This window comes from Leisingera daeponensis, assembly GCF_019801465.1.
Classification (GTDB): Bacteria; Pseudomonadota; Alphaproteobacteria; order Rhodobacterales; family Rhodobacteraceae; genus Leisingera; species Leisingera daeponensis_A.
Genome location: NZ_JAHVJA010000030.1, coordinates 1 through 14,120, shown reverse-complemented (window position 1 = coordinate 14,120; position 14,120 = coordinate 1). Strand labels below are relative to the sequence as shown.

Sequence of the window (14,120 nt, the reverse complement as noted above, 5' to 3'; positions counted from 1 at the left end):
CGGTGACCAGCAGCGGCTTCTTGATGCCAGCGGCGGCACAGGCATCCGCCAGTTCCTTGATCCGGCCTGCGCCGAACTTGATTGCGGTCGGGTAGGACCAGTTTCCAACGAGAGACATGTTGTATTCCTTTGATGCTAGTGGCCCGCCCCGGGAGGAGAAACGGGGCGGGCGGGGCGGTCCGTCAGCCGGTAACCTTCTTCAGGTGATAGGATTTCGGACGGGTCAGATTGTGATAGCCGATGACCGAGAGGCCGCCGCCGCGGCCGGTGTCCTTGCAGCCGGTCCAGCAGAGGCCGGGATCGAGGTAGTCGGCGCGGTTCATGAAGACGGTGCCGGTCTCGATTTGATCGCCCACGGCTTGCGCCCGCGCCACATCCTTGGTCCAGAGCGAGGCGGTGAGGCCGAAGTCGCTGTCATTCATGAGCTGAATGGCTTCCTCATCGGAGGAGACCTTCATGATGCCCACGACCGGGCCAAAGCTTTCCTCGCGCATCACCCGCATGTCGTGGGTTACATTGGTCAGGATCTGCGGCGTGAGGTAGGCACCGCCGTCATCTTCGGCGAAGGTTTCGATATGGGCCACGGCGCCAGCCTCAACCGCTTTGGCGATCTGGCTGCGCACCTCGCTGGCAAAGCGCACGTTGGCCATCGGGCCGATGGTAGTCTCTGCATCCAGCGGGTTGCCCAGCTTATAGCCCTTCACAATGGCGATCGCCTTTTCCAGGAAGGCGTCGAACAGGCTCTCATGCACGTAGATCCGCTCGATGCCGCAGCAGCACTGGCCGGAGTTGAACATGGCGCCGTCGATCAGCGTGTCCACCGCCGCATCCAGGTCGGCGTCTTCCATGACATAGCCGGGGTCTTTGCCGCCCAGCTCGGTGCCGACGCCGGTGAAGGTGCCGGCGGCTGCCCGTTCCATCGCTTGACCGCCGCCAACCGAGCCGGTGAAGTTCACGAAGTTGAAGGCCTTGCGGGCAATCAGTTCCGAGGTCGTATCGTGGTCCAGGAAGACATTCTGGAAAACGTCTTCGGGAATTCCCGCGGAATGGAAAGCCTGCGCCATGCGCTCGCCGACCAGCAGCGTCTGGGTCGCGTGTTTCAGCACCACGGTATTGCCGGCAATCAGGGCAGGCGCCACGGTGTTGATCGCGGTCATATAGGGATAGTTCCAGGGCGCGACCACAAAAACCACGCCATGGGGGATGCGCTTGATGTAGCGCTTGAAGCTGGCGTCCTCGCCAACCTCGATATCCGCCAGCGACTCTGCGGCGATCTGCGCCATGTGTCCCGCGCGCTCGTTGAAGCCGCCGAATTCTCCGCCATAACGCACCGGCCGGCCCATCATATGGGCCAGCTCCGGCACGATTTCATCGTTCATCGCACCAACGGCAGCCACGCCCGCCATCACCAGATCAATGCGCTCTTGCAGCGGCCGCGCCGCCCAGGCTGCTTGCGCTGACCGCGCACGTTCTGCTGCCGCAAAGGCGTCCTCGCGCGACAGCACTTCGCGCTCCGCAAAGACCGATCCGTCAACCGGTGAGATGCACTTCAATACCTGGCCCATTGCCATTCACTCCATTCAGGAAAGGGCAAAGCCCTCTTCATCTTTCCGAAAATACTCCGGGGGTCCGGGGGCTGGCCCCCGGCGTTCTCCGGTATCAGGCCCGCTCGAACCCGCGGGCGATCTCGTAGTCGGTGACCACCCGGTCGAAATCCTCGATCTCCACTTCCGCCGCGCGGACGTAGTGGTCGACCACATCATCGCCAAGGGCCTTGCGCAGCATCGCTGAGCCTTTCAGCGCCGCCGCCGCATCGCGCAGGGTGCCCGGGATCATCCCGGTGTCGCCCTGGTAAACATCGCCCCGGGTGGGCGCCTGCAGCTCCAGCCCTTCCTCAATGCCCGCAATGCCGGCGGCCAGCATACCAGCCATCGCCAAATAGGGGTTCATGTCGGAGCCGGGGATACGGCATTCGACGCGGATTGCCTTGGTGCCGTCGCCGCACAGCCGGTAGCCCGCGGTGCGGTTGTCCACCGACCAGATGATGCGGGTCGGGGCAAAAGTGCCTTTCATGAAGCGTTTGTAGCTGTTGATATAGGGCGCCATGAAGGCGGTGTAGTCGGGCGCGTATTTCAGCAACCCTGCCATGTAGTTCTTCATCAGGGCTGACATGCCCAGCTCGTCGCTCTCGTCAAAGAACGCGGGCTTTCCGTCCTGCCACAGCGACTGATGCACATGGCTGGAGGAGCCCACCTTCTCGTGGCTCCATTTCGGAAGAAAGGTTACGGCATGGCCCTGTTGCTCCGCGATCTCCTTGATCGCGTGCTTGGCAATGGTGTGGAACTCTGCCGTGTCCATCGCCGCGGCGTATTTGATGTTCAGCTCTTCCTGGCCCGTCTCCGCCTCGCCCTTGGAGTTCTCAATCGGCAGCCCCGCATCCCACAGGTGGTTGCGGATGGGGCGCATCACATGTTCCTCGCGGGTGGTCTGCAGGATGTTGTAATCCTCGTTGTAGCCGGAAATCGGCTCCAGATCGCGGAAGCCCGAGCGGCGGATCTCGTCAAAGCTCTTGGCGAACAGGAAGAACTCCAGCTCGGTGGCGCACATGGCGTCATAGCCCATCGCCTTCAGGCGGTTCACCTGTTTCTTCAGGATCGCGCGGGGGGAGTGGGAGACATCTTCGTGCGTATGGTGATCCAGCACGTCGCACATCACCATAACGGTGCAATCCAGCCACGGCACCGGGCGCAGGGTGGAGAGGTCCGGCTTCATCACATAATCGCCGTAACCCCGCTCCCAGCTGGTCGAGGCATAGCCGTCCGGCGTCGCCATCGCCAGGTCGGTGGCCAGCAGGTAGTTACAGCAATGGGTTTCCTCCCAGGCGCCATTCACAAAATGCTTGGCGTGGAAGCGCTTGCCCATCAGGCGGCCCTGCATGTCCACAAGGCAGACCAGAACGGTGTCAACGGTGCCATCGGCAACCTGGTCCTTAAAAGTGTCGAAGGAGAGCATGAGCGGCCCTTTGTCTATTGCGCGCAAAACTTTTCCATTAAAGTTTTGCGAAATTTCTTGAGTGAGGAATTTGGCCCGCTGCGGCGCAGGCCAAATTCCGTTCTTTCAACCGGAGCCTCAGCCGTAGCGGTAGGGGCGGCCGGCCTTCTGCATGTCAGCGTTATACTTCTTGAAGATCTCCACAACCTTGGCCTTGGTCTCGGACTCGGCTGCGATCTCATCCCAGAACTTCACAGCCGCGTCTTCGACCTGCTGCCATTCGTTGTCCGGAATGGTGGTGAGCTTCATCTTGTCGCCGTTCACACGCAGGGAAGCTTCGCCGCCCCAGTACCACCACTGGCGGTAATAATGCGACTGGTCGCAGCAGACGCGGAATAGGGTCTGCAGGTCTTCCGGCAGTTCTTCCCAGCGGCCCTGGTTGGCAAAGAACGACCCTGCCCAGGCGCCGGAGATGTTGTTGGTCAGGAAGTAGTCGGTCACATCCGCCCAGCCGACAGTGTAGTCCTCGGTGATGCCGGACCAGGCGATGCCGTCCAGCTCGCCGGTCTGAACTGCGACTTCGATGTCTTCCCAGGGCAGGGTGACCGGCACCACGCCGAATTGCGCCAGGAAGCGGCCCGCGGTCGGGAAGGTGAAGACACGTTTGCCCTTCAGGTCCTCCAGCGAGTTGATCGGGTCCTTGGTGGCAAAGTGGCAGGGGTCCCAGGCGCCGGCCGAGATGTGCTTGACGCCGACCTTGGAGTATTCCTCGTCCCAGATCTCGTTCAGGCCGTACTGGTTGAACAGCACCGGCACGTCCAGCGAATAGCGGGAAGCGAACGGGAAGTAGCCGCCGAAGACGGTGACTTCGGTGGGCGAGGCCATCGAGTCATCATCCGACTGCACCGCGTCGATGGTGCCGCGCTGCATGGCGCGGAACAATTCGCCGGTGGGGACCAGCTGGTCGGCGTAGTAAAGCTCAATCTGCATCCGGTCGCCGGCGATCTTGTTGAACATGTCGATCGCGGGCTTCACCACATGTTCCGCCAGAGCGGCTCCGGCGTAGGTCTGCATCCGCCATTTGATGGTAGACTGGGCCAGCGCCGGGGTGGCCAGCGGCGCCGCCATGGCGCCAACGCCGGCGGACTGCAAAAACTTACGTCTTGTTGTCATAATTCTCACTCCTTGTTGAAACATCCGGCCCCTTGCCGGGACTCTCCTTGGTTATTTTCCGTAGACATATTCTGGTAGCCACAGAGCAATCTGCGGGAACATCATGATCAGGGCGAGCGCCAGCACCATCACCGCGGCAAAGGGTATGATTGAGACGTAGATGTCCTTCAGCCCGATCTCCGGCGGCGCCATCGCGCGCATCAGGAACAGGTTGTAGCCGAAGGGCGGCGTCATATAGGCGATCTGGGTAGTGATGGTATAGAGCACGCCGTACCAGATCAGGTCGAACCCGAGCGCGCCGACCAGCGGCACATAGAGCGGTGCCACGATTACCAGCATTGCCGTGTCATCAAGGAAAGTGCCCATGATGATGAAGCTCAGCTGCATCAGGATCAGGATCATCCAGGGGCTGAGGCCCAGCTTGGTGGTGAAGAGGTCCTCGATCGCTTTGACAGCCCCAAGCCCGTCGAAAATCGCGCCAAAGGCCAGGGCCGCCAGAATGATCCACATGAACATGCAGGAAATGCCAAGCGTCGAGCGCACCGAGGTTTCAAACACCTCCTTGGTCATCCGCCCCTTCAGCACCGCGGCGAGGAAGGCGGTGATTGCGCCGATGGCCGAGCTTTCGACCAAGGAGGTCCAGCCGTTCACGAAGGGAACCATCATCGCGGCGAAAATCGCCAGCGGCAGCACGCCTGAGAACAGAAGCCGGTATTTTTCCTTCATGAATACATCCCGGTAGAACAGCGGGTTCCTGCGGGTGGCAAAGGACAGTGCGCCCAGGGCTAGGCCCAGACCCAGCGCATGTTCGGTTGCCATAGCGCCGGCCAGGATCATCAGGGGCACCAGCACCAGCGCAGCGAGGATGATGTAGTTCAGGCGCACCGGGTGATCTGTAACCTGCTCGTATTCGGCCAGATCCTCGGGATGCATCGCGGGGCCGAGATGCGGCTGCATGCGGGCGCGGACGTAGATGTAGATGATGAACATCGTGGCCATCAGCAGGCCCGGGATCACGCCGGCCAGCCACAGCTGCCCCACCGGCTGGCGCGCGATCATCGCATAAAGCACCAACACCACGGAGGGCGGCACCAGGATGCCAAGTGAAGAGCCCGCCTGGATGGTGCCAGTGACCAGGATCTTGTCATAGCCGCGGCGCAGCAGCTCCGGCAGCGCGATGGTGGCGCCAATCGCCATGCCTGCCACCGACAGGCCGTTCATTGCCGAAATCAGGACCATCAGGCCGATGGTGCCGATCGCCAGCCCGCCCTTCACCGGCCCCATCCACACGTGGAACATCCGGTAAAGGTCGTCGGCAATCTTCGATTCCGACAGCACGTAGCCCATGAAGATGAACATCGGCAGTGTCAGCAGCGGATACCATTTCATCAGTTTCATCGCAGCGGAGAAGGGGATCTCCACCCCGCCGGTGCCCCACAGCAGCATGCCCGCTACCGCGCCGACAAAGCCGATGGCGCCGAACACCCGCTGGCCGGTCATCAGCATGAGCATCATGCCGGCAAACATCACAATGGCGATCCATTCGTAGGACATCAGATTTCAACTCCGCGCAGGCGTCCGATATCCCGGAACAGTTCGGCAAGGCATTGCAGCAGCATCAGAAAGACGCCGAAGCAAAGGATGGTTTTGACGGGCCACAGAAACGGCCGCCAAGCGGTGGAGCTGCGCTCCAGATAGCCGAGCTTTTCACCGGCGGCCGTGGGACCTTCGGTCAAAAGCGTCTTTAGCAGATCCCAGAAGAACTGCACCGGCTCCAGTCCGAAATAGCCCAGGGAATAGGCGGTGGAACTGAGCGCGCCGTACATCAGGATCACCAGGTAGGTGATGAGGAAAAGCACCGTGAAGGCATCGACCATCGCCTTGGTCTTTGTGGACCAGGCGCCGTAAAACAGGTCCATACGCACATTCGATCCCATCTGTATGGAGTACGGGCCGCCCAGCACATAATAGGCGACCATCACGAACTGCGCGGTTTCCAGCGTCCACAGCGACGGGTTGAAGAAGGTCTTGGAAACCGACGACCACAGCAACACACCGATGAGTGCAAAGATCAGGTACATGGCAAAGCGGCCAATGAAGCGGTTCATCGCGTCTATGCCGCGGACATAAGCCCGGACTATTCTAGGCATCAGGCCCTCCCTCCGCCGCCAGCGCAGCCAGGGCCGGGCGCAGCAATGTCAGCATTTCTTCTGCCATGGCCTCTTCCTGTTCCGGTGTTGCCACGAGGTCATTGCGGATTTCGATCATCACATTGGCCAGGCCGTTCGCCAGCCCATGGATTTTCAATGAATGGGTGACACCGTCAGCTGGCCCGTATGGCTCGTTGCGCTCAACTCGGCGGTGCGGCAGGGCAGGGGCTTCTGCCAGCATCGCGTCTGCCAGGCGGCTGTCGTCGTCGTGCAGAATGCCGATCTCAACCGCGCGCGGCTTGCCGAAATAGACCGGAGTGAAGCTGTGCATGGTGACCAGCATTGTCTGCAGGCCGGCTTCCTTGCGGGCCTTGATCACATCAGAAACGGTTGCGCAGAATGGGTTATAGACCGTTTCCACCCGTTCCAGGCGCTGCTCAGCGGTTAAATTTTTGTTGCCGGGCACAACCACCAGTTCGGATTTTTCCGGCATGGCGCTGACGGCCTCTGGCGGCCGGTTGCAGTCATAGACCAGCCGCGAGACGGTGCTGGCCACCAGCGGGGCATCCAGCGCCTTGGACATGTGCAGGGCCACCGCCCGCGCGCCCGGATCCCAGGCTGCATGACTCAGCCGGTCTGCTTCGCGCAGCCCCAGCCCGTCATATCTGGCCGGAATATTACTGGAGGCGTGCTCGCACAGCAGCAGGACCGGGCTGGTGCCGTTGCGGTTCACCACCTCCAATGCGTCCCCTTGAGCCTGAGAATCACTCTCTTGCATCTGCCGCCTCCCTGCGAATTGGAAAAATGTTTCCATGAAGAGATATTTGTGTCAATATCTTTTCATGATCGGTTCTGGACAGGGATTCCTGAAACTTTCTTTTCAGGCCGGATCCGGTTTAGAAAGTGTCTGTTCAACACAGGAATGCGCCGTTGTCGAAACCGCCAGCCACCGTTCGCGAATTGATCCGCGAGAATTACGCCTCGCTTACCCAATCCGAACGAAAGTTCGCGAATTTGCTGCTGGAAAATTATCCAGCCGCGGGGCTGGCCTCGATCACGATCGTGGCGGGCAATGCGGAGGTGTCCACGCCGACGGTGGCCCGGATGGTGCAGAAGCTGGGGTTCAAGGGATACCCGCTATTCCACCAGGCCTTGCTTAAGGAACTGGAGGCCAAGGTCTCCGGTCCCACCAAGCGGCGTGACAACTGGGCCTCAGAGGCGCCCGAGGGCCACCTGCTGAACAGATTTGCTCAGGCCGTCACCGACAACCTGCAGCAGACGTTTTCCAACATCGACTCCGCGCAGTTCGACGCTGCCGTGCATCAGCTCGCCAATACCGAGGGGCGGCTATATGTGGTGGGGGGCCGTATCACCCGGGCGCTGGCGGATTATGCCTTCACCCACTTTCAGGCGATCCGGCAGCGTGTCACACATATGACCTCCTCCTCTGCCACCTGGCCGCATTACGTTCTGGACATGGTGGAAGGCGATACGCTGCTGATGTTCGATGTGCGCCGGTACGAGACCAACCTGCAGCGGTTGGCGGAACTGGCCTCCGAGCGCGGGGTGAAGATCGTGCTGATCACCGACCAATGGGCCAGCCCGATTGCCTCAGTTGCCGAACACACCTTCAACTGCTGGGTTGAGATTCCGTCGGCCTGGGATTCCAATATCTCCACCATGATGCTGCTGGAGGCGATGATCGCTGCCACCCAGGAAGAAAGCTGGGATAAGACCAAGGATCGCTACGACCGTCTGGATGAGTTGTTCGACATGACGCGCCTGTTCCGCAAGTTCTCCTGACACGCCGCATGGACTTTGCCCACCGGTTGCGCCTTACTGGGCATCGAGCCGGTTTCATTCAGGCAGGAGTATTCAAATGCGATTTTCAGAAATTCTGACCGCCGCTGCAGTAGCGGCACTGGTTGCAGCGCCGGCGGCGTCCAATCCTCTCAGCCGCATACTGGCCAAGTCCGGGCTGACGCCGCAGGACACCAATATTATGCGTGAGGCGGAACAATCCCTGCTGACAGCGGCGCAGGACGGGAAGCGGGCCAATTGGGCCAACCCTGACAGCGGCGCACACGGCGAAGTGCAAGTGGCTGGAAGAGAGGGAGATTGCGTCCTGTTGCAGCATCAGGCCTTCGTCAAGGATGACCAGACCCCCAAGGAGGTCCGGCGCAAATTCTGCCCTTCAGAGGGGAAGTGGCTGCTGTCCCAGTAAGAACGGCGGCAGAACTGCAGCAACAGTTATTGCAAGGAAGAATAAATGTCTGAAATTATACGCAGCCGCACTAGCCAGCGCATGAGCCAGATCGTGGTCCATGGCGATACCATCTATCTGGCGGGCCAGGTCGGCACCGCAGGCGCCAGCGTAGCGCAGCAGACCCGGGACTGCCTGGACAAGATCGATGCGCTGCTGGCAGAGGCAGGCAGTGACAAGACCCGCATCCTGCAGACCGTGATCTGGCTGGCGGATATGAAGGATTTTGCCGAAATGAATGCGGTCTGGGATGCATGGGTACCTGAAGGCCACGCGCCGGCGCGGGCCTGCGGTGAAGCCAAGCTGGCGCGAGAGGATTTCCTGGTGGAACTGATCGTGACTGCGGCCAAGGCGTAGCATAGCAGTTTCCGGGTTAACGGAGGCGGGCCGCTGGCCCGCTACTCTGTTTGCCCCCTAGTCAAGGGCTGCAGCCGCTTTCTTGATGGCCGCTTCGGTCAGTTCCAGATCTTCTTCCGTCAGCGCCAGGCTGGGGTAGGTCTTGCCCGGCGATTTGAAGATACCTTCCTCGCGCAGCACCGCGTTATAGCGCTGGGTGCGTTCCGCATCGCCCGCCTGCGTATCGCGGTAGTCCCGCACCTTGGCACCGGTAAACACCACCTCGAACAGCGCAGGCTCACCGACGATCTGGAACGGCACCCCGGCCTCTTCCAGCGCAGTACTGGTCGCCTGCATCAGCCGCTTGCCGGTGCCGTTCAGCTGATCATAAGCACCGTCGCGGCGCAGCACCTCCATTGTCTTGAGACCCGCAGCGGCGGCCACCGGGTTACCCGACAGTGTGCCCAGCTGCATCAGGCAGCGCTCATCCCCGACCTGCGCCTTGTCGAAATGCCGCATGATGTCTGCGCGGCCCGCGATGGCCGCCAGAGGGAAGCCGCCGCCGATGACTTTGCCCAGGGTCGCCAGGTCCGGGGTCACGCCATAGAGGTCCTGTGCGCCGCCATAGGAGAAACGGAAGCCCGTCACCACCTCGTCAAAGATCAGCAGGCTGCCGTGTTCCTGCGTTTCCTCGCGCAACAGCTCCAGGAAGCCCGGCAGAGGCGGCACAATGCGCTGCAGCGGCTCGGCGATGATGGCGGCGATCTCTTGCCCATGCTCCGCCATCAGTTGCTTGATGTATTCAAAATCGTTGAACGGCGCGACCAGCACCTCGGCCGCCACCGACGGCGGAATGCCGGCGCTGTCCGGGATCGCCTGCGGGAAGTTCACGCGCTTGGCGGGTGCCAGGCTCATTTGCGCCTCTGCCGACATGCCGTGATAGCCGCCCTCGAACTTCACGATCTTGGTGCGCCCGGTAAAGGCACGGGCCAGCCGGATCGCATACATATCCGCCTCGCCGCCGGTGGAGACATAGCGCAGCTGCTCGCCGCAAGGCACAGCGCGGCAGATCTCCTCGGCCAGCTCGATCCCGCGGGCGTTGTTGGCAAAGAAGGTCATGCCCTTGGGCAACTGCTCCAGCACCGCCTCCATCACTTCGGGGTGGCCATGGCCCAGCAGCATCGGGCCGGAGCCGATCAGGTAGTCAATGTACTCCTTACCGTCTTCATCCCACACGCGGGAGCCCTTACCCTCGCGGATGACGATCCCGGGATCAAAGTTGCCGAAGCCGCCTGCAGGCAGCACGGCGCGGGCGCGGTCAATCCAATCAGCTTGGGTGAGGATTTTCTTCATGTCTCGTGTCCTGTGCCGGGCGGGTTGCCCATTTTAGGGAATGTTTTGATCAATGGTCAAAAATCAGCCGGACAGCAGCACTTTCGACCTGGAATTTCGCGAGGCGATTGGGAGGCCATCATGTACGTGACCCCAGATCGGATTTTTCCAAAAGTGCGTCCCCGCGCCAGAAGGCTGCCGCCAGCAGCGGTCCGGGCACCATGTCGATGGCGTGTTTCTGATGCGGCGCGTGGTGGATGGTGTCGCCGGGGCCTGCATCCTGCGCCGGGCGGCCCTCGGAATGAAACCGGGCCTTTCCTGCGAGGATCAGATAGGTCTCCTCCGGCGCGTGAGAGTGCTCACCGTATTGCTGCCCGGCTCCCCAATAGCCGATGGACAGCCGGATCTCATCACTCTGGTACAAACCCTCGGGCGAGATCAGGTTGATCCAGCCGTAATTGTCCAGCCAGTCGCGGGAGAAGCCGTCGGCCTCTGTGTAGGTCTGCTGCCAACGCAGGCGGGGCAGGGCGGAGACCAGTGCAGCTACCGCAGGCGCAGTCGCCTCGCTGGCCTGCCGGCCGCTTGTATATGCCAGCTCTTCAATTCCTTTGCATACAGGCAAGCGGTACGGCTGCATCTCCAGCATCGGCAAGCCTTGCATCCGCGCTGCAAACCAGGCCAACCCTTCAGTCCGGGCAGCAAGTTGGGTCAGTTCATTGAGCAGCCGCGCGGGCATCGTGCTAGCACCCGCAAACCGCGACCGGTTCCCCCAGTGCGCCGTCCTCGGGCGTCAGGCCGAGGCCGGGCAGGGAAGGCGGAACTGCAACGCCACGGTCATTCCGCGCGCCCTGTCCCGGAACCGGATCCGTATCCAGATGATAGTGGCACAGCCAGCTCGCTAGCCGGTTTGCTTCGGGTGTCGAGGCCGCCAGATGGATCGCCGCGGTATCCGCCAGCGCCGAGCCGCCCACATCTTCGATATGCATCTGCCAGCCCACCGAGACACCAAAGTCGCGGATCTGCCGGGCCTTGGTCAGCCCGCCAACGCGGTTGGGCTTCACCTTCACCCCCTCGCAGGCGCCGCGTTTCCAGGCCTGAAGATGGTCGCCGAACGTATGCAGGCATTCATCCAGCATGATCGGGTTGGACACGCGCGCGGCCACATGGGCGCATTGATCCTGCGTCTCGCAGGGCTGTTCCACCCAATCGCGTGCCTTGACCGAGTTCAGCACCTCAACCGCCACACCGGGCTGCCAGGCACGGTTCACGTCAAAGGTCACCCTGTGACCCTTTGGCAGCCCCTCGGAGATCGCCTCGATCCGCTCGATGTCGAGGCCGATGTCGGTGCCGCCCACCTTGGCCGAATGCACGGTGTATCCCTTTTGTGCTGCACGGGCGATCAGCGCCAGCATCTCCTCCGGGCTGCCGGTTGAGATGGAAGAGTTCACCAGCACCGGCGCCGCATCAGCCCCTCCCATGAGTTGCCACAGCGGCAGGCCCGAGGCCTTGCCCAGAATGTCCCAGCAGGCCATGTCGATGGGTGATTTCACATAAGGATGCCCCGGCAACTGCACATCCATCATCCGGTTCACATGGTCGAGGCTGCGCGGGTCAAGGCCGATCAGGGCGGGGGCCAGCGTCTCGATGCCCGCCCGTATTCCCGGCCCATGCGCTGGCAGATAGGTATGCCCCCAAGGACAGCCTTCGCCCCAGCCGGAGACGCCTTCATCCGTGTCGATGCGGACAAATGTGCTGTCGAGCTTTTCGAACTTCAGCCGCCCGCCCGACAGGAAATAGGGTTCGGTCAGCGGCATATCGAGCTGATAGGCAGTGATGCGGGTGATCTTCATTTGTAACGCTCCGTCTGCTCAACCCGGGGACATTGCCGGATCATCCGCCAGTCCCTCGCCGCGCCAGAAGACGAAGCAGAGGATCGGATGCTCATTGGTGATCATCGCATGGGGCTGGTTCGGTCCGTGCATTTTGGTATCGCCCGGCACCAGGCGGCGAACCTCCTCCCCTTTGGCCATGAAATCGGCGCTGCCGGAGAGGATGGTATAAAGCTCCTCCGGCCCGTGCTGGTGCCATGGGTAGTCGAGCCCTGGTCCCCAGTAGCCGATGGTCATCCGGCTTTGCAGCGAGTGGAAATGGCCGGTCGGCCCCACCAGCTCAAACCAGCCGAAGCGCTGCAGGAAGTCGCGGCCGACTTCCTCCTCGGTGTAGGTGAGGCGCCATTCCGCATGCGGTGCCAGCGCCATGATCGCCTGCTGCAGGGCGCGCACCTCGGCCTCAGCCGGGATGCCTTCGGCGGCAAAGCCCGGGTCTGATTGTACCAGCGGCGCGCCGGGCACCTGGTGCCCCGTGCGTCCGGCCCAGGTGATGTCATCCGGCCACGGCTGGAAGTCTGCCACCGTGGGCAGGGCGGAATGGAACGCCTTGGCGGCCTCCAGCGCTTGATCGAAGAGATGTTTGGTCATGGGATCACCACAGTGTTTTCGGTATTCGTCTTGGCGGAGAGGGCAGTGGGCGCTTCCTTCCATCGCTTCGATAGGCAAGCCGCCTTAAGCGGCGGGCTGATCACGCTCTTTCCGGTGTGGAAAGCCGCATTGGAGAAGCCATGTTGCGTCTCAATGCTCGAGCCGCTGGAAGTCAGGCCGCAGCCCGTCCCGGCGTCTCCCGCATTGACGGCATAGGCCTGTTCGGGGAATTCCCTATCTGCCACTTTGTAATTCCTGATTGCAGAGTCGCTTTTCTGCTCGACAGGCAATCCTCAATTTGTACCATCGTCAATCATGAAAAATACAAATGTATCATCGACCGTGCTGGAGCGCCTCACCGAAGAATGGGACGCGCTGACACCGGAAGCACAGAAGGCGGCCCGCTATGTGCTGGAACACCCTGCGGACGTGGGGGTTTCTACCGTCCGTGAGATTGCAGATGCGGCGAAGGTGAAGCCCAACACCTTTGTCCGCATGGCGCGGCAAGTGGGTTTTGAAGGGTATGAGGACTTCCGGGCCCCTTTCCGCGAGGCGATCCGAAGGGGCGGGGTGTCTTTTCCGGACCGGGCGCGCTGGTTGCAGGATATATCCAAGTCCGGCGAACTTGGCGTGCTGTATGCAGACATGGCCGCTGCCGCCATCCGCAATATCGAGGAAACCTTTGCGGGTATCGATGCCATCGGGCTGGAAGCTGCCGCGCAGGCGATCTGGAAATCCCGCCAGGTCTTTACCCTCGGTGTTGGTGTCAATAACGCCAACGCCCGTAACTTCACCTATCTGGCCTCCACCGGCATGAAACAGTTCCATACCATTCCGCGGCCTGGATCAACACCGGTCGATGATCTCGCCTGGGCCGACAGTCAGGATGTGCTTATCGCGATGACCTGCAAGCCCTACCGGACCGAGGTGATCGAGGCGATCAGGATCGCGCGCGAACAAGGGGTCACGATCGTCGGCATTTCCGACAGTCCCGCCAGCCCGGCGGTCCTGAATGCAGACCATGGTTTTGTTGTCGCGGTGGACACTCCGCAATTCTTCCCGTCCTCTGTTTCCACCATTGCCCTGCTTGAAACACTGCTCTCTTTCGTGGTTGCGGTCTCCAGCGAGGAGATCGTCGAGCGGGTGGAGAAGTTCCACAAACGCAGGCACCAGCTGGGTCTATATGCAGAGGAACCTGAATGAGCGCCCCGCTGACCCATTCCCCGTTGGCAGGCTAGTGCATCGGTCCGGCCATCTATCTGGCGGAACTTAATGGCTTGCTTTCGGGGGCGCTGGTTTCGGGCCGGACCTAGATCCGGAACTATTGGAAGACGTCTGAAGGACTTCTGCTGGGCCCTCCTCATTGCTTAGGGCCTGCCCGCTTATTTGTTTTTCTCG

The 14,120-nt window shown here is 61.4% G+C and carries 15 protein-coding genes and 1 pseudogene; 4 read left to right on the top strand and 12 right to left on the bottom strand.

Translation table 11 applies throughout. The features are described 5' to 3' along the window. From KUV26_RS23790 to KUV26_RS23235, 7 genes and pseudogenes are all read right to left on the bottom strand, one after another. A pseudogene (locus KUV26_RS23790) lies at positions 1–118 on the bottom strand (alcohol dehydrogenase); the annotation flags it as partial. A gap of 64 nt (positions 119–182) precedes the next feature. After that, on the bottom strand, positions 183–1,565 hold the full coding sequence (locus tag KUV26_RS23260) for an aldehyde dehydrogenase family protein (protein ID WP_222503562.1): 1,383 nt from the start codon (positions 1,563–1,565) through the stop codon (positions 183–185). Between the two features lie 94 nt (positions 1,566–1,659). Next, on the bottom strand, positions 1,660–3,012 hold the full coding sequence (locus KUV26_RS23255; RefSeq protein WP_222510247.1) for a glutamine synthetase family protein: 1,353 nt from the start codon (positions 3,010–3,012) through the stop codon (positions 1,660–1,662). A 117-nt stretch (positions 3,013–3,129) separates the two neighbouring features. Beyond that, positions 3,130–4,164, bottom strand: coding sequence for a TRAP transporter substrate-binding protein (locus KUV26_RS23250; RefSeq protein WP_222510246.1), 1,035 nt, complete (start codon positions 4,162–4,164; stop codon positions 3,130–3,132). A gap of 51 nt (positions 4,165–4,215) precedes the next feature. Then, positions 4,216–5,718: a TRAP transporter large permease subunit gene (locus KUV26_RS23245; protein WP_222510245.1), complete on the bottom strand. Its 1,503-nt coding sequence runs from the start codon at positions 5,716–5,718 to the stop codon at positions 4,216–4,218. Next, positions 5,718–6,314, bottom strand: coding sequence for a TRAP transporter small permease subunit (locus tag KUV26_RS23240; protein WP_222503565.1), 597 nt, complete (start codon positions 6,312–6,314; stop codon positions 5,718–5,720). Before KUV26_RS23240 ends, KUV26_RS23245 begins: the two co-directional genes overlap by 1 nt. Beyond that, positions 6,307–7,092, bottom strand: a complete 786-nt coding sequence (locus KUV26_RS23235) for an N-formylglutamate amidohydrolase (RefSeq protein WP_222510244.1) — start codon at positions 7,090–7,092, stop codon at positions 6,307–6,309. The genes KUV26_RS23240 and KUV26_RS23235 overlap by 8 nt, the downstream gene beginning before the upstream one ends. A gap of 152 nt (positions 7,093–7,244) precedes the next feature. Between KUV26_RS23235 and KUV26_RS23230 the strand changes: the two genes are divergently transcribed. The 3 genes from KUV26_RS23230 to KUV26_RS23220 all read left to right on the top strand — a co-directional run bounded on the left by KUV26_RS23230 (position 7,245) and on the right by KUV26_RS23220 (position 8,934). After that, positions 7,245–8,117 (top strand): MurR/RpiR family transcriptional regulator, encoded by an 873-nt coding sequence (locus KUV26_RS23230; protein WP_222510243.1) that lies wholly within the window; start codon positions 7,245–7,247, stop codon positions 8,115–8,117. Between the two features lie 76 nt (positions 8,118–8,193). Beyond that, on the top strand, positions 8,194–8,538 hold the full coding sequence (locus tag KUV26_RS23225) for a hypothetical protein (RefSeq protein WP_222510242.1): 345 nt from the start codon (positions 8,194–8,196) through the stop codon (positions 8,536–8,538). Positions 8,539–8,583: 45 nt separating this feature from the next. Continuing rightward, positions 8,584–8,934, top strand: coding sequence for a RidA family protein (locus KUV26_RS23220; RefSeq protein ID WP_222503569.1), 351 nt, complete (start codon positions 8,584–8,586; stop codon positions 8,932–8,934). A 57-nt stretch (positions 8,935–8,991) separates the two neighbouring features. Here KUV26_RS23220 and KUV26_RS23215 read toward each other — a convergent pair whose 3' ends face one another. The 5 genes from KUV26_RS23215 to KUV26_RS23195 all read right to left on the bottom strand — a co-directional run bounded on the left by KUV26_RS23215 (position 8,992) and on the right by KUV26_RS23195 (position 12,967). Beyond that, on the bottom strand, positions 8,992–10,266 hold the full coding sequence (locus KUV26_RS23215) for an aspartate aminotransferase family protein (protein WP_222510241.1): 1,275 nt from the start codon (positions 10,264–10,266) through the stop codon (positions 8,992–8,994). Between the two features lie 118 nt (positions 10,267–10,384). Next, positions 10,385–10,981 (bottom strand): dimethylsulfonioproprionate lyase family protein, encoded by a 597-nt coding sequence (locus tag KUV26_RS23210; protein WP_222510240.1) that lies wholly within the window; start codon positions 10,979–10,981, stop codon positions 10,385–10,387. Positions 10,982–10,985: 4 nt separating this feature from the next. Continuing rightward, a complete protein-coding gene (locus KUV26_RS23205) occupies positions 10,986–12,095 on the bottom strand; it encodes a mandelate racemase/muconate lactonizing enzyme family protein (protein WP_222510239.1) in 1,110 nt (369 codons plus the stop codon). A gap of 18 nt (positions 12,096–12,113) precedes the next feature. Then, positions 12,114–12,722: a dimethylsulfonioproprionate lyase family protein gene (locus tag KUV26_RS23200; RefSeq protein ID WP_222510238.1), complete on the bottom strand. Its 609-nt coding sequence runs from the start codon at positions 12,720–12,722 to the stop codon at positions 12,114–12,116. Further along, positions 12,719–12,967: a hypothetical protein gene (locus KUV26_RS23195; RefSeq protein ID WP_222510237.1), complete on the bottom strand. Its 249-nt coding sequence runs from the start codon at positions 12,965–12,967 to the stop codon at positions 12,719–12,721. Before KUV26_RS23195 ends, KUV26_RS23200 begins: the two co-directional genes overlap by 4 nt. A 70-nt stretch (positions 12,968–13,037) precedes the next feature. Here KUV26_RS23195 and KUV26_RS23190 point away from each other — a divergent pair, with 70 nt between their 5' ends. Further along, positions 13,038–13,925 (top strand): MurR/RpiR family transcriptional regulator, encoded by an 888-nt coding sequence (locus KUV26_RS23190; RefSeq protein WP_222510236.1) that lies wholly within the window; start codon positions 13,038–13,040, stop codon positions 13,923–13,925. Positions 13,926–14,120: the final 195 nt, after the last annotated feature.

What these genes read in the sequence shown, in the direction of transcription:
- KUV26_RS23190 (WP_222510236.1), top strand. Translation starts at nt 13,038, where the DNA reads ATGAAAAATACAAATGTATCATCGACCGTGCTGGAGCGCCTCACCGAA.
- KUV26_RS23220 (WP_222503569.1), top strand. Translation starts at nt 8,584, where the DNA reads ATGTCTGAAATTATACGCAGCCGCACTAGCCAGCGCATGAGCCAGATC.
- KUV26_RS23205 (WP_222510239.1), bottom strand. Translation starts at nt 12,095, where the DNA reads ATGAAGATCACCCGCATCACTGCCTATCAGCTCGATATGCCGCTGACC.
- KUV26_RS23250 (WP_222510246.1), bottom strand. Translation starts at nt 4,164, where the DNA reads ATGACAACAAGACGTAAGTTTTTGCAGTCCGCCGGCGTTGGCGCCATG.
- KUV26_RS23255 (WP_222510247.1), bottom strand. Translation starts at nt 3,012, where the DNA reads ATGCTCTCCTTCGACACTTTTAAGGACCAGGTTGCCGATGGCACCGTT.
- KUV26_RS23260 (WP_222503562.1), bottom strand. Translation starts at nt 1,565, where the DNA reads ATGGGCCAGGTATTGAAGTGCATCTCACCGGTTGACGGATCGGTCTTT.
- KUV26_RS23210 (WP_222510240.1), bottom strand. Translation starts at nt 10,981, where the DNA reads ATGCCCGCGCGGCTGCTCAATGAACTGACCCAACTTGCTGCCCGGACT.
- KUV26_RS23245 (WP_222510245.1), bottom strand. Translation starts at nt 5,718, where the DNA reads ATGTCCTACGAATGGATCGCCATTGTGATGTTTGCCGGCATGATGCTC.
- KUV26_RS23225 (WP_222510242.1), top strand. Translation starts at nt 8,194, where the DNA reads ATGCGATTTTCAGAAATTCTGACCGCCGCTGCAGTAGCGGCACTGGTT.
- KUV26_RS23215 (WP_222510241.1), bottom strand. Translation starts at nt 10,266, where the DNA reads ATGAAGAAAATCCTCACCCAAGCTGATTGGATTGACCGCGCCCGCGCC.
- KUV26_RS23235 (WP_222510244.1), bottom strand. Translation starts at nt 7,092, where the DNA reads ATGCAAGAGAGTGATTCTCAGGCTCAAGGGGACGCATTGGAGGTGGTG.
- KUV26_RS23200 (WP_222510238.1), bottom strand. Translation starts at nt 12,722, where the DNA reads ATGACCAAACATCTCTTCGATCAAGCGCTGGAGGCCGCCAAGGCGTTC.
- KUV26_RS23240 (WP_222503565.1), bottom strand. Translation starts at nt 6,314, where the DNA reads ATGCCTAGAATAGTCCGGGCTTATGTCCGCGGCATAGACGCGATGAAC.